Raw genomic sequence first — 25,163 nt, forward strand, 5'->3', positions numbered from 1 at the left:
TGTATCCCAGGCGGAAAAATGATCCGATATGGGAATCGTCCGTGCGGCGCTGAACGGTGGCGTGTACCCGGTCTCGACAAGTCGTAAAACGATATGACAAAAACCGCCTGACATGCCAACTTCTGCAAGTGTAGCCCGGCAGGTAGCGGCGACGTAAATTCGCTGCGGCCCGCCCGCGATGACCCGCGCAAATGGGCTTGCGCGGCTCATCAACCCACCCACGACAGCGCACACGGGCGCAACCCGGCCGCCCCGCGGGCCGCCTCATCGGGTTTGCTGTGACGCGCGTCGTATCCGGGGACCGCCGATGGCCACGATCACAGGCCGGCAGCATCGCGCACTGCGGGACAGGGATACAGCGCGGGGCCAACGTGTGCGGGTCACCGGTGACCGGCGCGGCGGGACAAGCCCGGCCCGGCGCCGGCTCGGGGTCCGGGCCTGCGGAGTTTGCGCGATACTGAGATGACGCGTGCGAAGATGCCGGTCGCGTATCACCCCTGCTGTTCGGCCGCGACACGCGACGATCCATCGCCCGGCACCGAGGAGCCCATGAACGAGCGCGACGAATTCCTGCGGGACCGTCTGCAGCCCGACCGGCCCAGCGCCCCCGCTGCACCTCCGCCCGGTCCGCCGTCGCGGGGTCCGCAGAACGCCCCGCCTACGCCGCGGCCCACACCGCCCCCCAGCGAGGGGTTCGCACCCGGCCCGCGCCCGGTCGGACCTGTCCCGCCACGCCCGTCCGGACCGGTTCCGACGCCCTCGATGCACCGACCGCCAGCACCGGCTGGACCGCCACCGCCGCGGCCCGCCGCGCTGCCGTTGCCCCGGCCGTCGGCGCCGGCCGGACCGCCACCACCGCCGCTTCGGCCCGACCCGCCGCCCTCGCTCGTCACGCATATGGCGACGACCCGGATACCGGTGGCCGACGCCGCCCCCAAACCCGCGCCCGCCGTCCCGCCCGCACCGCTGGAACGCGGCTGGCGCCGGGTCCTGCGCCTGCTCACCTTCGGTCTCGTCAAGCTGGGACCGTCACCCGCACAACTGCGAGACGCCGAATTCGAGGCGGCCATCCGCACCGCGTTCCGGGGCAATCACAAGGTCGGAGTGGTGGGCAAGGGTGGCGTCGGTAAGACGTCCGTCGCGGCCAGCGTTGGGTCGTTGTTCGCCGAACTGCGCCACCAAGACCACGTCGTGGCGATCGACGCCGATACCGCCTTCGGACGGTTGAGCAGCCGCATCGATCCGCGCTCGACGAGCTCGTTCTGGGAGCTGACCGCGGACAAGAACCTGGAGTCGTTCGCCGACGTCGCCGCCCGGGTGGGCCGCAACGCGGTGGGTCTGCATGTGCTCGCGGGCGAGCCGGCGTCCGGACCGCGGCGGGTGCTCGATCCCGCGATCTACCGGGAAGCCGCCGCCCGGTTGGACCGCCATTTCACGATCTCGGTGATCGACTGCGGTTCGACGATGGATGCACCCGTCACCCAGGAAGTGCTGCGCGACCTGGATGCCCTGGTCGTGGTGTCGTCACCGTGGGCGGACGGGGCGTCCGCGGCGGCCCGCACGCTGGAGTGGCTGTCGGATCAGGGCATGACAACGCTGCTGCAGCACACCCTCGTGGTGCTCAACGACTCCGACGGGCACGCCGACAAACGCACCCGGGCGTTGCTGGTGCGTGAGTTCGTCGAGCACGGGCGTCCGGTGGTGGAGGTGCCATTCGATCCGCATCTGCGCCCCGGCGGTGTCATCGACGTCAAGCACGAGATGGCCCTCGCCACCCGCCGCAAGTTTCTGGAGGCCACTGCGATGATCGCCGGGTTCTTCGCTACTGCCGACGGGGCGCGGGGTGCGCGGCCCGGCACGTCCGGCCCGGAGGACAACGCCGGCGGCTGATGCCGTTCCTCAGGTGGTCGCGGCTCGCGCCGCCGGGTCGGCAATCGCCTCGATCTTGCCGACCAGCGGGCCCTGCAGGGTCAGCACGATGGCCGCGAACAGCCGGCGTTCGGCGAACGCCAACAGCACCGGTTGCCCGGCGGGACCGCTGACCAGCGTGACACCCGGGCCCAAGTAGCGCATCAGGTTTGTCGCGACCGCCGGCGGCCCGTGGTTGATCTGCGGGGGCGGCGGCGGATCCCCCAGCAGGGTGCCCACGCCCCACACCGCCGGATGCAGCACCGCGGTCAGCGCCGCGATGTCTCCGTTGGCGCAGGCAGTGATGAACGTGTCGGTCACCAGCCGGTGCTCGGCGGGCGTCACCTCGTTCGGGCTCGGTTGCGCCGCAATGAATTTCGCTCGCGCGCGCCGCGCCAATTGCCGACAGGTGCCGACCGGACGACCGACCGTTTCGGCGATCGAGTCGAACGGAACGCCGAAAACGTCGTGCAAGACGAACGCGACCCGCTCGCCCGGGTTGAGGCGTTGCAGGACTTCCAGCAACGCGGCCCGCACCTCGTCGTCGAGGGTTGCCTTGTCCGCCGGGTCGAGCCCGGGTGCCGGCGCTACGTCGAGGTCCTCGAGCGCGCCGCGGCCCAGCCGCTCATGGCGCGCTCGCGCCGAGCGCAGCTGATCGAGGCAAAGTCGGCTGGTGACCACGGTCAGCCAGCCGCGAACGTCATCGAGTTCACCGTCGTCAACCCGCGACAACCGCAGAAATGCTTCTTGCGCAACGTCTTCGGCGTCGCCGACGTCTCCGAGTATCTGGTAGCCAAGATTGACCAGATACGGGCGGTGGCGGTACCAGGCGTCGGCGATCCGGTCGGTGGGTGGCGGGAACTGGTTCATGAAACATCGACGATCTGGTGCCGGGAAAAGTTACGCGCTTTGACTGTAACTTTCCCGGCCGCGCGCCCGTCGTAGCCGCAGATCTTCGTCGATCGCCGGGTTTGGCAGATAGGAGTCAAGATGTCCGAACCGCAGCCGCCGCGCTACCTCAAGCCGATGAACAAACTGATGATGGCGGTCCAGCGACTCGGTATACCGACCGGACCCGCAATGGTGCTCACGGTGCCGGGTCGCAAGTCGGGTCAACCGCGGAGCACCCCGATGACACCGTTCGAATATCAGGACGGCCTTTACGTGGTGGCCGGCTACCCCGGGGCCGACTGGGCGGCCAATGCCCGCGCCGCGGGGACCGGCACGCTCAGCCGGGGCCGCCGGTCACGCCGGGTCCGGATCGTCGAACTCACCGCTGCGCAGGCGCGGCCGGTACTGCGGGTGTTTGCCGTGAAGGTGCCCGTCGGTGTGGCATTCGCGAAACGCGCGGGAATGGTGCGTGATGGAACGGCTGACGAATTCGAAGCACTGGCGGGCCGGGTCGCGGTCTTCCGGTTCGAACCGGCATGACGGTCGACGGCCTTGCGCGTGCCGCAGCGGGGGGTCGTGCACCGCGTCCGGTTGCCGCCGGTCGCTGCCTCAGATTCGCCGGTCATGGGGGATCAGGCCGACTTCATGTGCTGACGCACGGGGTATCCGTTGCGCTCGGCCAGCGACCGCAATTGGTTGAGCGCGAAGGCCCGCGGCCGACCCGATTGGGGAATCACGACGCCGGCCCACAGTCCTTCGGCACCGGGAATCTCGACGGCGTCGCGGGCGCAGCGCCACCGCCGCGGGCACGCACGGCACAGCGCTTTGGCCTCGGCATCCGGCTCCGTCGTCCAGCGATCGGGGTCGTTGGTACAGGCGCCCAACGGGATGTTGTACACAGCGGTCGCGGTCATCCCTACGTTCCTCCAGTCGGTCTTCAGTAAGCGCTGCGGTTCTGCGGGCTATGTTCGTCAGCGTATCCACATAACCGTCGCAATGCAACGGTTATGTGGATGGCTTCGGAGATAGGCGGTGCGTAGGGCTTCCCCGGCAGGCGTGAATGACGAGGTCATGCCGGGTTGATGCGCGCCCCAGGTTGCTCGACGCAAACTGCAGCGTGTGTACGCTGTTGTCGGCGTGGACCTCGTTCCAAAGTCGCCCGGCCGGGCAAGAACTGCGCGCTGCAACCATAGCGATGCGATATGATCGCCGGGTGCAACGGTTCGACCAGGTAAGCCGGGAACGGGCGGAAGTCGTGCCGCTCGGCGTCGTGCGGTCGCACCAGGCGGTGCAGCATGGCGCCGGCCACCTGGAAGGTGGCGACAGCACGGCACTCGATCCGGGCGTGGTTCGTGCCGGTGCCGCGGCCGCGGCCCGCCGCCGCGAGCTCGACATCAGTCAACGCAGCCTTGCCGCCGACGGCATCATCAACGCCGGCGCACTGATCGCGTTCGAAAAGGGACGCAGCTGGCCGCGAAAGCGGACGCGCACCAAGCTCGAGGAGGTACTGCGGTGGCCCGCGGGAACCATCGAGCGGATCCGCCGCGGCGAACCGGTCGCCACCGAGCCTGACGCCGTCGCCCCACCCGACGATGGCGCCGGCGACGGCACCGACACCGGCGGCGCGGCGTCCCTGGTCGCTCAGGCCGTCGTGGCCGCCGTGGACGGTTGCAGCCTGGCGATCGCCGCCCTGCCGCCGGCCGATGACGCCGGATTTGTCGAACGCGCCGCGCCCATCCTCGCCGATTTGCGCCAACTCGAAGCGGTCGCGGTCCGGGCAACCCGGATCAGCCGGATCACCCCCGAATTGATCAAGGCGCTCAGCGCCGTTCGCCGGCATCGTGATGAGTTGATGATGCTCGGAGCGACCGCCCCGGGCGCACCGTTGGGCCAGCGGCTGTATGCCGCCCGGCGCCGGGCCAACCTGACCCCCGAAGAGACGGCCGTGGCCGCCGGGGTGGCCGAGGGCATGATCGCGCGTGCCGAGGCCGACGAACCGGTCCCCGCCCATGTCGCGGAGGCCATCGAAACGCTGATCGACCAGATCGGATGAGCGCTTCCGGCCACGGCCAAGACGTCAAAGCACTATCGGCACATGCTTTTCCGTGCACGCGTCCTTGACCGCCGCCACGATGTCCTGGGTGCGTAGCGTCTGCAGGTCCGCCACGGTCACCGAACCCTTGTCCATGCGATGCTGCGCGGCGACCCGCGAGTCGCGCAGCCGTTCCGCGCGTTCAACGACGTTGCGGGCGAAGCGACCGTTGTGCATGACGTCGATGCCGTGTTCCCCGTTGGGGGCGCGGTAGTCGCGCAAGGTGGCACACGCCGCGCGCAGCGCGTCGGCCGTGGCGGGATCAAGAAGGGTCGCGCGTGGTTTGCCGTATCGGACGGCGATTTCCACCAGCTCGTCGGGCGTGTAGGACTCAAACCGCAACTTGCGGTTGAACCGGCCCGCCAGACCCGGGTTGACGGTGAGGAACTCGTCAACTTCCTTCTCGTATCCGGCGCCGATGAAGCAGAAGTCGAAACGGTGCACCTCCAGCGCCACCAAGAGCTGGTTGACGGCCTCCATCCCGATCATGTCCGGCCGGCCGTCCTGATGCCGCTCCACCAACGAGTAGAACTCGTCCATGAACAGGATGCGGCCCAGCGACCGATTGATCAGCTCGTTGGTCTTCGGCCCGGAGGCCCCGATGTGTTCAGCGCAGAAGTCGGCGCGCTTCACTTCGATGATCTCCGGGTGGCGCACGATGCCCAGCCCCGCGTAGATCTTCCCCAACGCCTCGGCGGTGGTGGTCTTACCGGTACCGGGCGGCCCGACAAGCAGCATGTGGTTGGTCTGATTGGCCACCGGCAGGCCCGCGGCCAACCGCAGGGCGCGCACCTCGATCTGGTCCTCTAGTTCCGCGACCGCCCGCTTGACGTCGGCCAGTCCGACCTGGTTGTCGAGCAGCGCCCGGCCCTCTTGCAGCAGTTCGCTGCGCCGCTCTTGATGCTCTTCTTCCTCGCGCTGCTGCGCCGACCGCTCGGTGGTCACATCCCATTTGTTGGTGCGCGAACGTATGGACTGCTCGTCGGTAACCACCAGCTGCAGGGCGGGGTCCGCCAGCGCTTGCTTGGCCGGCTCGAGCAGAGCCCCGTTGATCGTGGCCTTGGACAACCAGATCTGCGCCTTGGCCTCCTCACCGAGCTGCCGATGCGCCATCCCGCGCACATAGGCAAGGTCGGCCGCGATGAGCGGGAAGTCGTTGGGATCTATTGCGGTGACGGCTGTTTCGAGCTGCTGGCGCCGCGCCTCGGTCCCGCCGTAGCCGGTGCGCAGCTCGACCCGGTCGGTCCACTCCAGCGCCACCCGTGCCTGTCCAAGATGGGCCGCGCCGTGCGCCGCCAGCGTGCAGATGGCCGCGGTGACCGCCGACATGATGATCGCCTGCGGCGGCAAGATGGCCGCTGCCACCGAGACGACATCGGGCCACCGTTGCGTCGCGAACATCAAGTAGGCCTCGATGTACTGCTTCCACTGATGGTTCTCCCAGGTGTCCAGCAGCGTCGAATCCGCAAGCAACGCTTCGGCTTTCTCGTACTGGCCAGCGTCGATCAAGGCGCTGGCCAGCGCCAGGCCGGCATGCGAGGCCTCGGTAACCGAAATCGACAGATAGGGGCCGGCCTTGATCGGTGCCGAGAGGCGTGCGCCGATCCGGTTGGTCTCGCGATGCAGGCGGCTTCCGCAGTTGTACAGCTGCTCGATGGTCGACAACGCCTCGTCTCCCGCGGCGATCCGGCCCAGCCAGGCGTCGGCCATCGAGGGGTCGACCTCGGTCGCTTCGCGAAATCGCGCCGCGGCGCCGGCAACATCGGTGTCGAGCAACGCCATCGCCTGGTCGAAGTGCTTGCGTGCGGCGACCGGACTGGTCATGGGGTGTCCATCGCTTCGAGCTCAGGAGTTCGCAAGGCCATCGGCTCCGACGATACGTACCGATTCTCGGCGCGGAACAGCTCCACCTCCACCGAATGCACATGGTCGGCGGCGGTCACGTCCACTGTGGCCGGTCCCGTCTGGGTGATCAGCACGTTCGCGGTTCCCCGATAGGGTTCGCCTGGCGTCCCGACGGAGATCAATGTGTTCGGACGCGGCGCCGGCGACATGCTGCCGTCCACCACGCTCACCGTCGTGCCGGACGCCGGCTTGGGCTGATCGGTTACGGCGATGTCGGGCATGCGAACACTGGCCCAGCGCTGCAGGTTTCGGGTGTGGACGGTGATCCGTTCGCCGGCACCGGCGAGCCGGATGACGAACCGCTTGGCCAGCGCGTCCTCCGCGGCGATGTGTACGCGGCTGAATTCGCCGGCGTCGTCGAACGGCAGCAACATCCGGTTCCCGCCGGCGACCTTGCCGAGCAGCACACCCGACGACCCGATCGGGATGACGAGCGGACCCCGCAGCGGGCCGCGGCGGATGCCGCGCAACGCCGGCAACGGGCCGCACAGGTTGGCGGCCACCGCCTGCGCCTGTTCACCGCGCAGAGTGCGCAGCCGCATGCTCAGCGACGCCGTGGGGGGCTGGGCGGTACGCACCGTCACGGTGGCGGTGGCGCTGACGGGCCCCGCTTTGGAGCCGAAAAGCGTGATGTTCTGCGCGATCCCGTCGACACGCGCCGACCAGGCCTGTGCCAACGTCTCGGTGCTGAGGTCACCGGGCCGGTACCAATAGGTCGTCAGCCACCCGCCGTCACTGCGCACCGACCGCCAGCGCCGGTTCGAAACGTCCAGCGCGGAGCGCCCCAGCCGACGCTCCATCTCCACGATGTCGGTGGCCGTGGCCACCTTCGCGCGGATCCCGCGCTGGCGCATGGCCGCGCTGATTCGCTGCGCCGCCGCCAGGGTCGCGGTACCGACGGAGGTTCGGCCACGCAACGCCTCCACGTTGTCCAGCGCCGAAATCCTTACTATCAGCCAGGTTTCGCGCTGTCCCGCATACGGCGGCGTGCCGATCAAAGTGTCGTACACCCGCGGGTAATCACCGGTACTGCGTCGGCGGGCGCCCGCGGTGACGATGCTGAGTGAACCCACGGTGAGGCCCAGGCTTTGGTGCAACAGCGGCACCAGCTCGGCGATATCGAACGCGTTGTCGGTGAACGTCGCGGTCGACCCGGTGAACAATGTCGGCGCGTGCGCCTTTCCCAGCAGTTGAACCGCGGCCGCGGCGACGCCGTCCTGGTAGCGGATCCCCCCGCCGGCGCGGTCGTTGGCGACCGTGAGGGGCTCGGTCCACCAGATCGGGGAACGCCGCCGGCGCCACAGGATCAGCCAGGACCACAACTGCTGGCCCCGCCACCGGATGACACCGACGGCGATCCCGATCACCAAACCCGCTGCCGCGCCGGGATATCCGCCGATGGCCCACCCGGCCAGAACGGAGATGAAGATCGCGACAATGATCGCCAGCTTGGTTCCGGCTCTCATCGTTCGCGCCGCGCTCGGACGATCAGCGACACCACCGCGATCGCGGCTACCACGACCCCGGCGAACACCAGTGCCACGTTGCGGGCGCGGTGATCCGGCGGCGGTGGCGGCGGCAGCGGGTGCACTACCCGGGTGGCGGCTCCCGGCGGAAGACGCTCGCCCGCAGGCACATCGAACGTCAGCGCCGCCACCGGGTCGACCACGCCGTAACCGACCTGGTTGTCGACCCCGCGCGGAGGATTGTGCGCCGTCTGCAGAATCCGGTTGATGATCTGGTGAGCGGACAACGCCGGATACTTGGCCCGCACCAACGCGGCCACACCGCTGACATACGCGGCGGAAAAGCTGGTGCCCCAGAACGGCATGTTCTTCTCACCCGGACGAATCGGCGGGTAGGCATTGGCCGGTCCCCCGGTCTCCGGTGACAGCCCCATGATCCCGACGCCCGGTGCCGCCGCCGCCACCCACGGCCCGGCCAGGCTTTTGTTGATCGGCGCGCCGGTGTTGTCGACCGCGCCAACCGAGAGGACGTAGTCGGAAAACCACGACGGCGACGACACCGTCTTGACCTGGTGCCAGTCGCGCGGATCGGCGGCGTTGAGCGGGTCGAAGGTCGGGTTCTGCGCGCACCCGTCCTCGCTGTCGTTACCGGCTGCGGCGACGACGACGGCGTCCTTGACGGTGGCGGCATACCAAACCGCCGCCCCGATCGCGCCTTGGTCCAGCGGGTCGGCGGCCGAAACGCAGGCCGTCACACTGATATTGATCACTTTGGCGCCCATGTTCGCGGCGTGCACGATGGCGCTCGCCAGGGTGGCGATAGTGCCGGCCTTTTTACGGCCTTCCGAGTCGCCGGGGCCCGGGTTGACCGGTTCGAAGGCGCGCGATGACTGCCGGATGGAAATGATGGTCGCGTGCGGCGCGACGCCCGCCACACCGTCGGGCGCACCCGGCGGCGGTGGAGGTACCTCGGGATCGTCGGGCTGGCCCGGCGCCGGGTCGCCAGGTCCGTTCGACGGCGCGTCGGGCGGCGGCGGTGGCGGCGGCGGTGCGGCCGGGACCGTCTGCGTGATCGTCACCGGTGACGGCGGCGGTGGTGGTGCGGGTGGCGGCGGGGGCCCCCCGGGCGGCGGAGCGCCGGCGTCGGTCGGCGGCGGACCGGCCGGTGGCGGGAACGCCGGCGCACTTGGCATCGGTGGCGGCATCGGAGTGCCTTGGGGCGCGGCACCGATTACCGACGCCACGATGGTGCCGTGCGCGTCGCAATCGCTGAGGCCGTCGCCGCCCATGATGTAGTCGCCACCGGCGACCACTGGTAACCGCCGGCTGGGGTTGACACCGGTGTCGATGACCGCCACCGCGACGCCATTGCCGGTCGAGTACTGCCATGCCTTGCTGACGTTGAGCATGGTGAAACCGGGTGCGGGCAACGCCACGTTGGGGTCGGCGACGGTGATCGTCCGCGCGCAGGCGAAACTCTGCCGCATCGGCTGTTCGGCGGCCGGTTTGCCGTCGGGCGGAACCCGGCCCGGGTCCACCACCGGTGGCGGAATAGCCTGCGCCACCGGAAGACCGGCGATCAACGTCACGAGCACGGTCGTTAGTGCCGCGGCGCCGACCCGCTGGGCCAATGCGGCAACAGTGAGCGCCCGCCGAGTCATCGCATGCGCACCCAGGTGAACAACCCGCCGATCCACGCGGCCAGCGGCAGCGCCGCGATGATCGCGACGATTTCCACCCACTCAGCGGTCATTCGCACCAGCGGAGTAAACCTCGTGATCGGCACCAGCAACGCGGCCAGCAGGCCCGCACCGCCGAAGGCGGCCAGCGCCAGCGCACCCCACAGCAGCGTGGAGCCCGACGAAGCAGGCTCGTGCACAACGTATTTGATCACCGCCACGCACACGGCCGCCGCCGCTCCGCATACCAGCGCGACGGCCTGACGTTTGTCGGCGAAGGCCCGGCCGCGGCTGATGAAGATCACCACAAACAGTCCGGCCAGCACCGCCGCGGGCGTGCTGCGGTCATGTCCCGGCATCAGCGTCACCCACACCGCGACCGGCAGTGCCAGTCCGGCTGCGGCGCAGATTCCGGTCAAAACGTTGTTGGCCCGGACGGCCGCCGCCGCAATCTGGGCGCCGCGGGGCGTGGTGTCGGAGTTTGCTTCCTCGTCGCTGCCTTCGTCGACGGGTGCGACCGCGTCGGCGGGCAGACCGGCGCTGCGCCGGAACAGGTCCCGGCCGGTGATCGACCCGAAGTACGGCGGCCGGATCCGGGCGACCCACAACGCGATCGTCGGCGCCATCGTCAACAGCAGCAGCAAGGCAACCAGCGTGCACATCCCCAGCCACTGCGCCGGAACCGGCCACCACATCCGCGCCGCGGCAACTAGCCCGGCGAGCCCGAGCACGGTCACCACGGTGGCCGCCACATTGGCGTGTCGCCTTGTCGCAGCGGCGATCCCGCATGTCAACACCGCACCGGCCAGCGCAGCAATGAACGCGTGCGCGGCGCCGAGGCGCCCAGGGGCACCGGAGGCGAAGCCTGCGGTGAGCAAGGGCACCGCGATCCAGCCCAGACCGTCGATCATGTCGAGGCGCCCCGGCCACCACCGCCACACCGTGGCCGCACCGCCGGCGATCAACAGGCCGACGGCAGCGGTCACGATCGTGGGCAGCAACGCATCGGTGGAAAGCCGTTGCCGCACGGCCAATCCCAACACGGTCACGGCGGTCATCGCGACGATGACGAGGGCGGTGCGCGCCGCGGTTTGCAGGGTGACCGGTTCGAACAGGGCCTTGCCGACCCGGGCTAGACCCGTGGACAGCGACTCGTATTGCGGCTCGAACGACTCTCCGGCTACCGCGGGAACCAGAGTGAGCGTGGCCCCATCCTCGACGCCGAGTTCGTCGAGGGTCTTGGTTACGTCGAGCCGGACCCCGTTGGCCTTGTGCAGTTCATACCCGACACCGGGCTCGAGTCCGGTGAACCCCCGGCGCTTCAGTTCCTCGTTGAGCAGCTCGACCACGTTGTCGAGGAAGGCCTCGATCGGCACCGAGGCGGGGTAGACCTGCGAAACCAGATGTTCGCCACATACGACCGCGACCGCGCAGCGGGCTGGAAAAGAAACCTTACCCACAAACGCGGACACTAGCGCGGCCTGTCGGCATCTGGAATGTATTTGTCAGCCAATGCCGCAGTGATTTCGAATAGGCGCAGCCGAGTCTTCTTCTTCAACTCGTGCCGCGTATCGATGATCCCGCCTTTGGCAAGGAATGGGTCATGCGGCATGAACTCGACCGTCGCGCCGGATTGTGCGAATCGCTCGGTGAGATAAGTACGCGCCTCGGCATCGTATTTGTCGCGACTGTCGTTCAGGATGACCATGCTGCGCGACACGAGTTCGTGATATCCCATCGAGCGCAGCAAGTCGATCGCCCGGGTCACCGGTAACGAGGTGTCGGCGGTCAGACCGGAAACGAAGACCAGGGTGTCGCACGCGTCGAGCACCGCCTTCATCACCGGGTGCTCGAGGTCGTCCGAGGTATCCACCACGATGACGGTGTGGGTGCGACGCAGCCGCGACAGCACCCCGGAGAACATCGAGGCCACCAGCGGCCGCGGTTGGTCCGACGCCCGGTTCCCGGCCAGTACGTCAAGACCAAGGCTATTCTGCCCCAAGTGTTCCCGGATGTCGGCGTAGCCCTGGACATCGGTGTCGTTGAGGACCGCGGCGTAGTCACCCGGCGGCGACTCGTCGATCCGCCCGGCCAGCGTGCCGAAGCCGGGCGCGGCGTCAATCGCGACAACGTTCTCGGGGCGACACTCCCGGAAGACCGCGCCGATGCACGCCGTCATCGTGGTCTTGCCGACACCGCCCTTACCCGAAACCACCCCGATCACGTACTGCTTGCGAATGTGGCGTCGGATTCGCTCTTGCAATTCCCGATAATGTCTTTCGGCGGGTGACTCACCGAAGTTGACGGTATGAAACGTTGCTTGATAAACAAATTTTCGCCAGCCGCTACCCGGCGGGATTTTGCGCGGCGCGACCATGTCGGAAATGCGTAATGTTCCGGATACCGAGTCCTGATTCTGGTAACGCGCGGCGGGGACGTCTCGCCGAGTCGGTCCGCTTTGTTCAGGAGAATTGGATGAGCCCGTCCACGGATTCGTCACGATGCCGATGCTATCATTTTCGCGTTACCTTTCGACTACACGACTTTTCGGTACGAATACCATTCTTGGTGGGCGGGCAGCCGCCGCATCATGTGGCTGATCGCAGATCCGATGTTGTTCTTTGTGCCCGGGGCGATGATCATCCACTGCTTACCCGCGGACGGAACATGTTCGGCGACGAGCCGGCCTTCCGGTGTATCGATGATCGTCACCGCGCCCTGATCGATGTGGGTGCGGGTCGGTCGGCCGTTATCCACCCCCGACTGAATGGCCACAATGGACGCCTGGGCCGACTGGTCGGTGTCGGTGGCCAGTCTCAGCAGGTGCAGCTGGTCGGGCTCGAGGCCCTGGCCAGCCAGGAATTCCTGCAGACGGTTCTGGTCGGTGGCCGCGACGCGCAGCGCGTCCACGTCCAGCGTCACGGGTCGCAGCGGCGCGGGATCGCTTGCGCCGCAGAGGCGTTCGATCTGTGCGCTGAGCGCAGCGCCGGCGGCGCTCTCGTTGCTCGCGATGCCCGCCCCGCTGATGCGAACCAGGTCTCCCGAGCGCTCGATGGAGACCCACCAATGCGCGAACCGGGCCAGCAGTGCGCGGGTGGGCTCACCGTCGCCGGGCAGTCGGAAGTGGATCATCAGCCCGATGTCGCGGCGGGACAACACCGTCAGCCATTCGACGATGGTTCCGTCGACGGAGTCTGTCTCGTCGACGACCCCGGCGGCCCGCAGCTCGGGCGTCACCGGATGTTGCAGCGCCTTGTGCTTCGGCTCGACGCTGGGCAGGTGGGGCCGCAGCCCCATTTCGGGAGCGAGGACCTCGATGCCGGTGAGTACCTGCAGAACCCACAGGCCGTCCAGGGAGGTGGTTAGCACGGTCTTCCCTTAAAGCCAGGCGCGGGGCGCACGCTCGCGTGCGCCCCGCAAAGCCGGGACTATGCGAAGAACAGGCTCGTGTTGTGATCGGTGGTTATCGCGTTCTCGTGCACCGTGTTTACGGTGTGCCCGTGCAGGCTGACGGTTTGGATCATGTCCTGCAACCCACGCAACATCTGTTGTTGCGCATCGAAGAACGTCGTCGCACCGTGGCCCTGGAAGAACTCGGCCAGCTGTTGGGTGATGTGCAGGACGTCGTCGTGGATTTCCATCAACTGTGACGCCTGCGCCGCAATATCGCCCGACAACCCACTGACGGCGGCGTGGTTGTAAACAATTTGATCTGCCATGTTCGTTGGTCCTTAACTAAATAGGTCTGTAAATGTCTCGGGTGACACGTCGAACGACAGGTCAAACTAGGTCGACTGCACACCGCCGCCGAACACGCCATTGAGGCTGTGGGCGGAATCCGCTTCGTGATGTTCCATCAGCGTTGCCGTCTGGCCAAGGCCATGTGCCAGACGGTTGCCGCCTGTCATGACCTGATGCAGGTCATTGGCGATTTGGCCGGCCGTGTTCAGCGAGGTCGAGCCGGCTTGGCCGGCCCACCCGGTGGCACTGACAATGTTTTCATGGCCACTCAAATACTGATTGGCAATCGCGGCTGCCTCTTCCAGTCGCGCTTCGATGCGCTGTTTTGCACTGCGTAATAGTTCCGGAGTGACAACTGTCGTCCCCGCCATGTTTCTCCCTCGATTCCTTAAGCTCCCCGACCTGGGATATGGATAGCAGTCTAGACAGGTATTGCACGTTGTCACTTCAGTTCTCGGCTGCTATACAGGCGTCGAATTACCCCGGGGCGGCGACCGCAAAACGCCTTGTCAGGCCTTTTCAGGCTTTCTCAAAGCGTGCCGGCGCCGTCGGCCGCACCGTCGCCGTCGGTATCGGTCAACCGGACGTCCCACCGCCCATCGCCGTCGGTGTCCACATAACCGGTCACACCCGTCTCATCTGTACACAGCACCCGGTCGGCCAGGCCGTCGCCGTCGCTGTCCACCAGCCGGTCGTCGGGGTGGCCCCGTCCGTCGAAGTCGACTAGCGGACCGCCGGTGTGCTCGCTGCCGTCGAGCCCATACCATCGCAGGCCCCCGCCCCGATCCGCGGCAACGGCCCAGGTCCCCGTACCGTCGTCGGTGAAGTACGCCTCGGGGGTGCCGTCGTTGTCGAGGTCGAGCACGGCGTGGTCGACGACACCGTCGCCGTCGAAATCGCCCAGGGCGTCGTCGCGCAGCCCGTCATGGTCGAAATCCAGACCGATTGATTCCAGTCGACCGTCGTGGTCGAGGTCGAGGTCGGGTTGTCCGTGCCAGAATGCCGCGGAGCCGTCGTCCGCTGCCAAGCAGTAATCCACAACCTTTCCGACGCGTCTCGATCGCGGCCAGTTCCCAACCGGTCTTGTTGGCTCGCGCTATGCCAGCCAGGCGGGCGAACCACGCCGAGCTGGCGGGCAGTCTGTGGCATCCACATATCGTCGGCGTGCACGACCGCGGCGAATTCGACGGCCAGCTGTGGATGGCCATGGACTATGCCAACGGCCCTGATATCCGCGCGCTGCTGGATCAGCACTACCCGGGTGGAATGCCCCGGGGGGATGTGGTGGCGACTGTGACCGCGGTCGCCGCGGCATTGGACCGCGCGCATCACCGCGGGCTGCTGCACCGCGATGTCAAACCGGGCGGCATCGTGATCAGCCGGCCCGATGACGGCGGCGCCCGCGAATCCTGTTGAGCGACTTCGGTATTGCGCGACCCGTGGACGACACCGCAGATCTTGAACGCCTCCAGCCGCGGCAAACGCGGGTGGCGCACCGCGTAGACCACGCCCAACGGCATGGGCAAATCCCAGAACCGATCGGCGGGCCGCACGGGACGCTGGACGGCGAACGGCGGGGCCGGTCAGGCGTTGCCGCGGGCCTGCCACCAGGCCAGCAGCTGCGCGGTCGCCTCTTCTTCGGCAAGCGGCCCGCGGTCCAATCGCAGCTCCTTCAGAAAGCGCCACGCCTCCCCGACCTGTGGTCCCGCCGGGATGCCGAGCAGCTCCATGATCCGGTTGCCGTCCAGGTCCGGGCGTACCCGGGCCAGGTCCTCCTGCGCGGCCAACTCGGCGATGCGCGCCTCGAGGCGGTCGTAGTTTGCCTGCAGCCGGGCGGCCCGGCGCTTGTTGCGGGTGGTGCAGTCGGCACGCACCAACTTGTGCAAGCGGGGCAGCAGCGGCCCGGCGTCGGTGACATAGCGGCGCACCGCCGAGTCGGTCCACTTTCCGTCGCCGTAGCCATGGAACCGCAGGTGCAGATAGACCAGCTGGGAGACGTCGTCAACCATCTGCTTGGAGTACTTAAGTGCCCGCAGCCGTTTGCGGACCATTTTCGCGCCGACGACCTCGTGGTGGTGGAAGCTGACACCACCATCCGGCTCGTGGCGTCGGGTCGCCGGCTTGCCGATGTCATGCAGCAGCGCGGCCCAGCGCAGCACCAGATCTGGGCCCCCTTCTGGGGGTGGGTCTTCCAGGGCGATGGCCTGACGCAGCACGGTCAGCGAATGTTGGTAGACGTCCTTGTGCTGGTGGTGTTCGTCGATGGCCATCTGCATGCCCCCGACCTCGGGCAGGACGACGTCACCCATTCCGGTCTGCACGATCAGGTCGATCCCGGCCACCGGGTCGGTTCCCAATAGCAGCTTGTCCAGTTCGACGGCCACCCGTTCGGCGCTGATCCGGGCCAGCTGCGGCGCCATCTGTTCGATCGCCATCCGTACCCGGGGGGCGATGGTGAATCCGAGTTGCGCGACAAACCGCGCCGCGCGCAGCATCCGCAACGGGTCGTCGCCGAAGGACACCTCGGGCGCGGCCGGGGTGTCGAGCACCCGGGCGCGCAGCGCGGCCAGACCGCCGAGCGGATCCACGAAGTCACCCGGGCCGGCTGCCGTGATGCGCACCGCCATCGCGTTGGCCGTGAAATCTCGGCGCACCAAGTCGTCCTCGAGGCGATCACCGAATTGCACCTCAGGATTCCGCGACACCTGGTCGTAGCTGTCCGCGCGGAAGGTGGTGATCTCCAGCCGGAGCTCGCCCTTGCCGACACCCACGGTGCCGAATGCGATGCCGGTGTCCCACACCGCATCGGACCACCCGCGAACGATCTGCTGGATCTGCTCCGGTCGGGCGCTGGTGGTGAAATCCAGATCCGGACTCAGCCTGCGTAACAAAGCATCTCGTACCGATCCGCCGACCAGATACAACTGGTGCCCCGCGGCCTCGAACAACGTGCCCAGCTCGCGCAGCACCTCGGCATGCCGGTTCAGGGTGACGGCAGCTGAAGCCAGCAGCTCCACATCTTGGGCGGCGTCGGACACGTTCGGTCAGCCTAGTCGGGTGACGATGCGGGCCGGGACGGCCCGGTGAGGAACCCGACCAACAACCCCCACGGGTGACGATGCGGGCCGGGACGGCCCGGTGAACAACCCGAGGGCACGGGCACCGCCGCCGCGCGCCATCGGCGGCGAGTATGTCCGGAAGACCCGTTCGTGCCAGCTACTATCGCTTGGGTGTCGGATGGCGAACAGGCCAAACCACGTCGGCGCCGCGGGCGCCGTCGGCGTCGTGGCGGCGCCAAAGCCTCCGACAAGGACTCCGAAACCAAGGTAACCGCCGACCCCCCGGCAAGTAAGACGAGCAACCGGCGCCGGTCTCGCACGCAACGCGGGATGCCCGAACGGCTGCGCACCGTACACGAGACCTCCGCGGGCGGGCTGGTCATCGACGGCATCGACGGCCCGCGAGACGCGCAGGTGGCGGCCCTGATCGGCCGGATCGACCGCCGCGGCCGGATGCTGTGGTCGCTACCCAAGGGGCACATCGAACAGGGCGAGACCGCGGAACAGACCGCCATCCGCGAGGTCGCCGAAGAGACCGGGATCCGGGGCAGCGTGCTGGCGGCGCTGGGCCGTATCGACTATTGGTTCGTCACCGATGGTCGCCGCGTGCACAAGACCGTGCACCATTATCTAATGCGTTTCTCCGGCGGCGAGCTGTCCGACGAGGACCTCGAGGTCGCCGAGGTCGCGTGGGTGCCGATGCGGGAGCTGCCGTCGCGGCTGGCCTACGCCGACGAGCGCCGCCTGGCCCAGGTTGCCGACGAACTGATCGGCAAGCTGCAAAGCGACGGGCCCGCCGCGCTCCCGCCGCTGCCGCCCAGCACGCCGCGGCGCAATCCGCAGACCCACTCGCGCACCCGCCATTCCGACAACAAACCCCCCGGCCGCAGCAATGGCCACGGGCCAGGGTCGTGACCGCGCCGCGCTCCTGCTGGACCGGCTGGTTGCGGCTGGCCGCCGTGGTGGCCCTGGTGGCCGGGTTTACGGTGCTGCTCACCGGACCCGCCGGCGTGCCGCACGCCGTCGCCGACGAACCCGGGTCGACGCCGTTCATCCGCGTCCGCATCGATCAGGTCACCCCGGACGTGGTCACCACCACCAGTCCGCCGGTCGTCACGGTCAGCGGAATGGTGGCCAACATCGGCGACCGCCCCGTCCGGGACGTGATGGTGCGGCTCGAACATGCCGCCGCGGTGGACACCTCGGTCGGGCTGCGCACGTCACTGGACGGCGCCACCGACCAGTACCAGCCGGCGGCCGATTTCCTGACCATCGCGCCCGAACTGCAGCGCGGGCAGGAGGTCGGCTTCACCCTGTCCGCGCCGCTGCGCTCGTTGAACAAGCCGTCGCTGGGCATCAAACAGCCGGGCATCTATCCGCTGCTGGTCAACGTCAACGGCACACCCGATTACGGGGCGCCCGCCCGGCTCGACAACGCGCGGTTCCTGCTGCCGGTGATCGGAGTGCCGCCCGACCGCGCCGACTCCCTGGAATCCGCGGTGGCACCCGACACGTCGAAACCCGTCTGGGTGACCATGCTGTGGCCGCTGGCCGACCGCCCCCGGCTGGCCCCGGGGCAACCCGGTGGCACCGTCCCGGTCCGACTGGTCGACGACGACCTGGCCACCTCGCTGGGCACCGGCGGCCGGCTGGACATCTTGCTATCCGCTGCCGAGGTCGCCGCCAGCCATGACGTCGATCCCGACGGCGCCGTGGGCCGCGCCTTGTGCCTGGCCGTCGATCCGGATCTGCTGGTCACCGTCAACGCGATGACCGCCGGATACGTGGTGTCCAACTCCCCCGACGGGCCGGCCCAGCAACCGGGCACACCCACCCACCCCGGCGGTGGCCAGGGCGCGGCGACGGGCTGGCTGAACCGATTGCGGGCGCTGGCTCACCGCGTCTGCGTGACCCCGCTGCCCTACGCGCAGGCCGACCTGGACGCCCTGCAGCGGGTCAACGATCCGCGACTCAGTGCCGTCGCCACCACCAGCGTGGGTGACATCGTCGACCGAATCCTTGACGTTTCGTCCGCCCGCGGCGCCACGCTGCTGCCCGACGGTCCGCTCACCGCCGGTGCGGTCGATCTGCTCAACGCCAACAACAGCACGGTGGCGATCGCCGCGGCCGATTTGGTCGCCAAGGATTCCCAGTCCTCCGCCGACGGATCGGGCAACGTCGACACCACTCCCCGGCGGCTATCCCCGCAGGTGGTGCTGGCGCCGTTCGATCCCGCCGTGGGTGCGGCGCTGGCCGGAGCGGGTAATGACCCCAGCGTGCCCACCTATCTGGACCCGTCGCTGACCGTCCGGCTCACGCATGACTCCAACACCGCGCGCCGCCAGGACGCCCTGGGTTCCATGTTCTGGCATGCCCTGGACCACGACGCCCCGCCACGCACCCAGCTCCTGGTCCCACCGGCAACCTGGAACCTGCAGGCCGACGATGCGCAGGTCATCCTCACGGCGCTGGCAACCACCATCCGGTCCGGACTCGGCGTGCCCCGCCCGCTCGGCGCCGTGATCGCCGAGGCCGCCGCGCGGACCGAGCCCGGCGCGCCGCCGATGGCTTCCGGCCCGGGTCGTGGCCGCTTCACCGAGACCGTCACCACCGACATCAACGGTCAGACCGGCCGGCTGTGGCGGCTGACCGCGGCATTGAGCACCGATGAACGCACCGGATTAACCGGCGTCCAGTACACCGCCCCGCTGCGCGAGGACATGCTGCGCGCGTTGAGCCAGTCGGATCCGCCCGACGGCCGCAACGAGTTGGCCAGGCAACGGCTGCAGGTGGTCGGCACCACGATCAACGACTTGTTCGGCGCGGTGACGATCGTGAACCCGGGCGGCTCCTACACCCTGGCGACCGAGCACAGCCCGTTGCCGCTGGCCCTGCACAACGGCCTCGCCGTCCCGATCAAGGTCCGCCTGCAGGTCGACGCGCCGCCCGGGATGACCGTGACCGACGTCGGGCAGATCGAGTTGCCCCCTGGCTATCTGCCGTTGCGGGTGCCGATCGAAGTGAACTTCACCCAGCGCGTCGCCATCGACGTCACGCTGCGCACCCCGGACGGCACCCGACTGGGCGAACCGGTGCGTTTGTCGGTGCACTCCAACGCCTACGGCAAGGTGCTCTTTGCGATCACCCTGACCGCCGCCGCGGTGCTGTTCGTCCTCGCTGGCCGACGGCTGTGGCACCGGTTCCGGGGTCAACCGGACCGTGCCGACCTGGACCGTCCCGACCCACCGCACCAGCAGCCACCCGACCGGCACGGTGTCGGCGCTCGCGTGGACGAAGAGCACCGAGTATGAACCCCGCCTACCGGCGGCCCCCTGCACACCAGCCGCCGCGGCGGCATCAGCCGCCACCGACCGGACCGCTGCCGCCGGTAACCGAACTGCCCACGCGGCGGGTGGAACTGTCCGACTCCGCGCTGGTCTCCCGGTCGTGGGCGATGGCCTTCGCGACACTGGTCAGCCGGATCACCGGCTTCGGCCGGATCGTGGTGCTGGCCGCCATCCTGGGTGCGGCACTGTCGAGCGCCTTCTCGGTGGCCAATCAGTTGCCGAACCTGGTCGCCGCGCTCGTACTGGAGGCGACGTTCACCGCCATCTTCGTGCCGGTGCTGGCCCGCGCCGAGCAGAGCGACCCCGACGGCGGCGCGGCGTTCGTGCGCCGACTGGTGACGGTGACGACCACGCTGCTGTTGTTCGCGACGGTGGTGTCGGTGGCCGCCGCGCCGCTGCTGGTTCGGCTGATGCTCGGCCGCGACCCGCAAGTCAACGAGCCGCTCACCACCGCGTTCGCCTATTTGCTGCTCCCCCAGGTGCTGGCCTACGGCCTTACCTCGGTGTTCATGGCAATCCTGAACACTCGCAACGTCTTTGGGCCCACCGCGTGGGCCCCGGTCGTCAACAATGTCGTCGCGCTGCTGACGTTGGCAGTGTATTTGGTTGTCCCCGGCCAACTTTCGGTCGACCCTGTCCGGATGGGCAACGCCAAGCTGCTGGTCCTCGGTATCGGCACCACGTTGGGCGTATTCGCACAGACCGCCGTGCTGCTGGTCGCGCTGCGGCGTGAACGCGTGAGCCTACGGCCGCTGTGGGGCATCGACGAGCGGCTCAAGCGGTTCGGCACCATGGCCGCGGCCATGGTGCTCTACGTGCTGATCAGTCAGCTCGGCTTGGTGGTGGGCAACCAAATCGCCAGTACCGCAGCGGCTTCCGGCCCGGCGATCTACAACTACACCTGGCTGGTGTTGATGCTGCCGTTCGGCATGATCGGCGTGACGGTGCTGACCGTGGTGATGCCGCGGTTGAGTCGCAACGCCGCAGCCAACGACACCGGGGCCGTGTTGGCCGACCTATCGCTGGCCACCCGGCTGACGTTGATCACTCTCATTCCGATCGTGGCGTTCATGACCGTCGGTGGGCCCGCGATCGGCAGCGCGTTGTTCGCCTACGGGCACTTCGGCGGCACCGACGCCGGCTACCTGGGTGCCGCGATCGCGCTGTCGGCGTTCACGCTGATCCCCTACGGCCTGGTGCTGTTGCAGCTGCGCGTCTTCTACGCGCGCGAGCAGCCCTGGACGCCGATCGTGATCATCCTCGTCATCACCGCCGTCAAGATCGCCGGCTCGGTGCTGGCCCCGCACGTCATCGACGACCCACAACTGGTGGCGGGTTTCCTCGGGCTGGCCAACGGCATCGGCTTTCTGGCCGGCGCGATCGTCGGCTATGTCCTGCTGCGTCACACGCTGTTGCCGGCCGGCGGCCATCTGGTCGGACGGACGGAGGTGCGAACGGTCCTGGTGACCACCGTCGCGTCGATGCTGGGCGGGCTGATCGCGCATGTCGTCGATCGGCTGCTGGGGCTGGCCGAGTTGACGGCGCACGGCGGTGCGGCCGGCTCGCTGCTGCGGCTGCTGATCCTCGGGTGCCTCATGTTGCCGATCATGGCGACGGTCATGGTCCGCGCGCAGGTGCCGGAGGCGCTGGCGGTCGTGGCCGCGGTCCGGCGCCGCGTCGGCGGGGGCTTCCGCACGGCCCCGCCATCCCGCGCGACGGCTACGCCCCGGGCATCGTCTCACCGCCGCCCGGTCACGTACCCTGAGCAGAGGAATTCGTCCCCGCCGGGGGTCAATGCGGTCCAGGAGCCGATCCGGCGTAGGCCTCCGGAACGAGCAGGGAATGCCCGGCTGATGAAAGGACCGGAGGTGACCGATCGCCCCGTCGAAAGCGCCGCACCCGGCCCCGGAGCCGGCGGCGACCGGCCGCGCGCCGCTGCCGGTGACTTCCAGCCGGAAATCCCGACCGCCCGGGAGCCGGGCCCGGCGTTTCCGCAACCGCCTGACCAGCGCAATGGCGGGGCCGTCGGCGACGCGGGCCGCGGCTCGATGCCGGCCGACGCGTCGCGCGATCGCGGTGCAGAGTCGCCCGGCGACGATGCCCATCTAGTTCCCGGCGCCCGGATCGCCGGCGGCCGGTACCGGTTGCTGGTCTTCCATGGCGGTGCGCCGCCGCTGCAGTTCTGGCAGGCACTCGACACGGCCCTGGACCGCCAGGTGGCGCTCACCTTCGTCGACCCCGACGGCAGTCTGCCCGGCGACGTGTTGCAGGAGATCCTGTCCCGCACGCTGCGGCTCAGCCGGATCGACAAGCCGGGCATTGCCCGGGTGCTCGACGTCGTGCACAGCCAGCAGGGCGGCCTGGTGGTCGCGGAGTGGATTCGCGGCGGCTCGCTGCAGGAGGTGGCCGACACCGCTCCGTCACCGCTGGGCGCGGTCCGCGCCATGCAGTCACTGGCCGCGGCCGCCGACGCCGCCCACCGTGCCGGGGTGGCCCTGTCGATCGATCACCCCAGCCGCATCCGGGTCAGCATCGACGGCGACGTCGTGCTGGCCTATCCGGCGACCATGCCGGACGCCAATCCCGAGGACGACATCCGCGGCATCGGCGCCTCGCTGTACGCGCTGCTGGTCAACCGCTGGCCGCTGCCCGAGTCCGGGGTGCGCAGCGGGCTCGCGCCGGCCGAGCGGGACGCGTCGGGCCTTCCCGTGGAGCCCAGCACCATCGACCGCGACATTCCTTTCCAGGTCTCCGCGGTAGCCGTCCGGGCAGCGCAGGAAGACGGCGGAATCCGCAGCGCTTCAACGCTTTTGAATTTGCTGCAGCAGGCTACCGCGGTCGCTGACCGGACCGAGGTGCTGGGTCCGGTCGACGATTCCCCGCCGCCGCCGCCCGCTGCACCGGTGGAACGCGACGAGTATGCGACGCTGGCGCGGCGACGGCGCAACCTGCTGATCGGTGGCGCCGCGGCGATCGCCGTGATCGTGGTCGCGCTGCTGGTGCTGGCCTCGATCGTCAGCAAGATCTTCGGCAACGTCGGCGGCGGCCTGAACAAGGACGAGCTCGGGCTCAATGGACCGACTTCGTCGAGTGCGTCGTCGTCGGCGAGTGCCGCGCCGTCGGGAAGTGTCGTCAAACCCATCCGGGCCACGGTCTACTCCCCCGACGGGGAGGCCGACAACCCGGGCCAGGCGGGCATGGCCATCGACGGTAACTCCACCACCGGCTGGCAGACCGACATCTACACCGACGCCGTGCCCTTCCCCAGCTTCAAGAACGGGGTCGGGTTGATGTTGCAGTTGCCGAGCCCGACGGTGGTCGGCGCGGTGTCCGTCGACACCCCCAGCACCGGCACCAAGGTCGAGATCCGCTCCTCGTCCACCCCGACACCGAGCCGGCTGGAAGACACTTCCCTGCTGGTGCCGGCCACCGCGCTCAAGCCGGGGCACAACACCATCCCGGTGCGCGCGGGCGCGAAGACGTCGAACGTGTTGGTGTGGATCACCACCCTGGGCAACACCGACGGAAAGAACCGCTCGGAGCTTTCGAACATCACCATCCAGGCGGCCTCCTGAGACTCACAGCTCCGCGGTCAAGTGAAGTGCTGGCGGATCACCGATTGGTTAGTGTCCGCCCGTGGGCATCGGCGAACAGACACGGCAGCACCGCAGCGACGCCGAGCTGCTCGCGGCCCACGTCGCCGGTGACCGCTACGCCTTCGGCGAGCTTTTCCACCGTCACCGCCGCCAGCTGCACCGCCTGGCCCGGCTGACCAGCCGCACTCCCGAAGACGCCGAGGACGCCCTGCAGGAGGCCATGCTGTCCGCACACCGGGGTGCCGGTTCGTTTCGCTACGACGCCGCGGTCGGCAGCTGGCTGCACCGGATTGTGGTCAACGCCTGCCTGGATCGGCTGCGCCGCACCAGGTCTCACCGCACCGCGCCGCTCGAGGATGTGTACCCGGTGCCGGACCGCACGGGTCAGGTCGAGACCGCGATGATGGTGCAACGGGCGCTGCTGCGCCTGCCGGTCGAGCAGCGGGCCACCATCGTGGCGGTCGACATGCAGGGCTACTCGATCGCCGACACCGCGGCGCTGCTGGGTGTCGCGGAAGGCACCGTCAAGAGCCGGTGCGCCCGCGGCCGAGTGCGGCTGGCCGAACTGCTCGGTTATCTCGACGCCGGCACTCACACCCCGGCGCGCCCCCCGGGTCCGCGGCCAGGGCCGGAGCCCACCCTCGCCCTGGGCATGACGGAGACTGGGGTGGATGGGCGACACGGAAAACCCCGCGAACCTACCGGAGACTGACCAGCCGGACCCGCACGGGTCACCGGGGTCAGAACCGGCGCCGAGCGTGGAGCTGCTCGCCGACCTGCAGGCCGGTCTGCTGGATGACGACACGGCGGCCCGGGTGCGCCGGCAGGTTCGCGACGACCCGGACGCCCAACGCGTGCTGCAGGCCTTGCACCAGGTGCGCCGCGACGTCGCCGCGGTCGGCGCGGATCCGCAATCGGCGCCGGAGCCACCCGCCACCATGACCGCCCGGATCGCCGGCGCGCTGCGCGACGACCACGCCGCAACGGCGGCTCACTCGGCGCGTCCGGGCATCCGTCCGGCCAAAATCTTCGCGGGGCTGGCCGGTATCGGCGCGGCCCTCGCCGCGGTGGCCTTCGGCACGGCCGCCCTGCTGCACGAGCAGCCCGCGGCGCCAAGCACGCCGACGACCATCGAGCACATCACGGTGTCGACACCACCGATGACGATCCCGCTGTCGGCGGCCGAGATCAGCGGGCTACTCGGTCGCACTCCCGACTACGGTCCGCTCTCCGACGCATCCCGACGAGCGTCCTGCCTGGCCGGGTTGGGGTATCCCGCCGCCACTCCGGTGCTCGGGGCGCGGCCGGTCGAGATCAATGCACGCCCCGGTGTACTGCTGGTTCTCCCCGCGGATACACCAACCGACCTGGCGGTCTTCGCGGTGGCCCTGAACTGCAGCGCCGCCGACACCGGGCTGTTGGCCAGCACCCAGATTCCGCGCCCTTAGAGTGGTGACGTGTTGCGCGACACGGCCGGGA

The 25,163-nt window shown here is 68.8% G+C and carries 21 protein-coding genes; 9 read left to right on the forward strand and 12 right to left on the reverse strand.

What is annotated here, in order from left to right; genetic code table 11:
• Positions 1-549 precede the first annotated feature (549 nt).
• Positions 550-1,890, forward strand: a complete 1,341-nt coding sequence (locus AWC25_RS08365; protein ID WP_232327150.1) for a MinD/ParA family ATP-binding protein — start codon at positions 550-552, stop codon at positions 1,888-1,890.
• Between the two features lie 9 nt (positions 1,891-1,899).
• On the opposite strand, the gene sigI is transcribed toward AWC25_RS08365, so the two are convergent.
• Positions 1,900-2,778 (reverse strand): RNA polymerase sigma factor SigI, encoded by an 879-nt coding sequence (gene sigI, locus AWC25_RS08370; RefSeq protein ID WP_085166619.1) that lies wholly within the window; start codon positions 2,776-2,778, stop codon positions 1,900-1,902.
• A 120-nt stretch (positions 2,779-2,898) separates the two neighbouring features.
• Between sigI and AWC25_RS08375 the strand changes: the two genes are divergently transcribed.
• A complete protein-coding gene (locus AWC25_RS08375) occupies positions 2,899-3,339 on the forward strand; it encodes a nitroreductase family deazaflavin-dependent oxidoreductase (protein ID WP_069401479.1) in 441 nt (146 codons plus the stop codon).
• Between the two features lie 92 nt (positions 3,340-3,431).
• Here AWC25_RS08375 and AWC25_RS08380 read toward each other — a convergent pair whose 3' ends face one another.
• Complete coding sequence (locus tag AWC25_RS08380; RefSeq protein WP_069401478.1) at positions 3,432-3,713, reverse strand: WhiB family transcriptional regulator; 282 nt, start codon at positions 3,711-3,713, stop codon at positions 3,432-3,434.
• Positions 3,714-4,108: 395 nt separating this feature from the next.
• Here AWC25_RS08380 and AWC25_RS08385 point away from each other — a divergent pair, with 395 nt between their 5' ends.
• Positions 4,109-4,852: a transcriptional regulator gene (locus AWC25_RS08385; protein ID WP_169717118.1), complete on the forward strand. Its 744-nt coding sequence runs from the start codon at positions 4,109-4,111 to the stop codon at positions 4,850-4,852.
• 24 nt (positions 4,853-4,876) lie between these two features.
• Here the strand turns inward: AWC25_RS08385 and eccA are convergent, their stop codons facing one another.
• From eccA to AWC25_RS08430, 9 genes are all read right to left on the reverse strand, one after another.
• Positions 4,877-6,715: a type VII secretion AAA-ATPase EccA gene (eccA, locus tag AWC25_RS08390; RefSeq protein ID WP_069401477.1), complete on the reverse strand. Its 1,839-nt coding sequence runs from the start codon at positions 6,713-6,715 to the stop codon at positions 4,877-4,879.
• Positions 6,712-8,262, reverse strand: a complete 1,551-nt coding sequence (gene eccE / locus AWC25_RS08395; RefSeq protein ID WP_085166620.1) for a type VII secretion protein EccE — start codon at positions 8,260-8,262, stop codon at positions 6,712-6,714. The genes eccA and eccE overlap by 4 nt, the downstream gene beginning before the upstream one ends.
• The gene (mycP, locus tag AWC25_RS08400) at positions 8,259-9,923 is read right to left on the reverse strand and encodes a type VII secretion-associated serine protease mycosin (protein ID WP_085166621.1); all 1,665 of its coding nucleotides are present in this window, start codon (positions 9,921-9,923) and stop codon (positions 8,259-8,261) included. Before mycP ends, eccE begins: the two co-directional genes overlap by 4 nt.
• On the reverse strand, positions 9,920-11,401 hold the full coding sequence (gene eccD / locus AWC25_RS08405; protein ID WP_084229444.1) for a type VII secretion integral membrane protein EccD: 1,482 nt from the start codon (positions 11,399-11,401) through the stop codon (positions 9,920-9,922). The genes mycP and eccD overlap by 4 nt, the downstream gene beginning before the upstream one ends.
• An 11-nt stretch (positions 11,402-11,412) precedes the next feature.
• Positions 11,413-12,441, reverse strand: coding sequence for a MinD/ParA family ATP-binding protein (locus AWC25_RS08410; RefSeq protein ID WP_244899476.1), 1,029 nt, complete (start codon positions 12,439-12,441; stop codon positions 11,413-11,415).
• A 35-nt stretch (positions 12,442-12,476) separates the two neighbouring features.
• Positions 12,477-13,310, reverse strand: a complete 834-nt coding sequence (locus AWC25_RS08415; protein ID WP_069401473.1) for an ESX secretion-associated protein EspG — start codon at positions 13,308-13,310, stop codon at positions 12,477-12,479.
• 59 nt (positions 13,311-13,369) lie between these two features.
• Complete coding sequence (locus AWC25_RS08420) at positions 13,370-13,660, reverse strand: WXG100 family type VII secretion target (protein ID WP_069401472.1); 291 nt, start codon at positions 13,658-13,660, stop codon at positions 13,370-13,372.
• Between the two features lie 66 nt (positions 13,661-13,726).
• Positions 13,727-14,053 carry a WXG100 family type VII secretion target gene (locus AWC25_RS08425; RefSeq protein WP_069401471.1) on the reverse strand — a complete coding sequence of 109 codons (327 nt, stop codon included), beginning with the start codon at positions 14,051-14,053 and terminating at the stop codon, positions 13,727-13,729.
• Positions 14,054-14,211: 158 nt separating this feature from the next.
• Entirely contained in the window at positions 14,212-14,721 is a 510-nt protein-coding gene (locus AWC25_RS08430; protein WP_069401470.1) for a pullulanase, read from the reverse strand.
• Between the two features lie 59 nt (positions 14,722-14,780).
• Between AWC25_RS08430 and AWC25_RS08435 the strand changes: the two genes are divergently transcribed.
• Positions 14,781-15,098: a protein kinase domain-containing protein gene (locus tag AWC25_RS08435; protein ID WP_372513435.1), complete on the forward strand. Its 318-nt coding sequence runs from the start codon at positions 14,781-14,783 to the stop codon at positions 15,096-15,098.
• 167 nt (positions 15,099-15,265) lie between these two features.
• Here the strand turns inward: AWC25_RS08435 and AWC25_RS08440 are convergent, their stop codons facing one another.
• Complete coding sequence (locus tag AWC25_RS08440) at positions 15,266-16,720, reverse strand: CCA tRNA nucleotidyltransferase (RefSeq protein WP_085166623.1); 1,455 nt, start codon at positions 16,718-16,720, stop codon at positions 15,266-15,268.
• 192 nt (positions 16,721-16,912) lie between these two features.
• Between AWC25_RS08440 and AWC25_RS08445 the strand changes: the two genes are divergently transcribed.
• From AWC25_RS08445 to AWC25_RS08465, 5 genes are all read left to right on the forward strand, one after another.
• A complete protein-coding gene (locus AWC25_RS08445; RefSeq protein ID WP_069401467.1) occupies positions 16,913-17,656 on the forward strand; it encodes an NUDIX hydrolase in 744 nt (247 codons plus the stop codon).
• Positions 17,653-20,052 carry a DUF6049 family protein gene (locus AWC25_RS08450; protein WP_069401466.1) on the forward strand — a complete coding sequence of 800 codons (2,400 nt, stop codon included), beginning with the start codon at positions 17,653-17,655 and terminating at the stop codon, positions 20,050-20,052. Before AWC25_RS08445 ends, AWC25_RS08450 begins: the two co-directional genes overlap by 4 nt.
• Entirely contained in the window at positions 20,049-23,663 is a 3,615-nt protein-coding gene (locus AWC25_RS08455) for a murein biosynthesis integral membrane protein MurJ (protein ID WP_069401465.1), read from the forward strand. The genes AWC25_RS08450 and AWC25_RS08455 overlap by 4 nt, the downstream gene beginning before the upstream one ends.
• 61 nt (positions 23,664-23,724) lie before the next feature.
• Positions 23,725-24,396, forward strand: a complete 672-nt coding sequence (gene sigM / locus AWC25_RS08460; RefSeq protein WP_084229440.1) for an RNA polymerase sigma factor SigM — start codon at positions 23,725-23,727, stop codon at positions 24,394-24,396.
• The gene (locus AWC25_RS08465; RefSeq protein ID WP_069401464.1) at positions 24,356-25,132 is read left to right on the forward strand and encodes an anti-sigma factor; all 777 of its coding nucleotides are present in this window, start codon (positions 24,356-24,358) and stop codon (positions 25,130-25,132) included. Before sigM ends, AWC25_RS08465 begins: the two co-directional genes overlap by 41 nt.
• Positions 25,133-25,163 lie beyond the last annotated feature (31 nt).

Origin of the sequence: Mycobacterium sherrisii, assembly GCF_002102355.1 — a bacterium.
Lineage (GTDB): Bacteria > Actinomycetota > Actinomycetes > Mycobacteriales > Mycobacteriaceae > Mycobacterium > Mycobacterium sherrisii.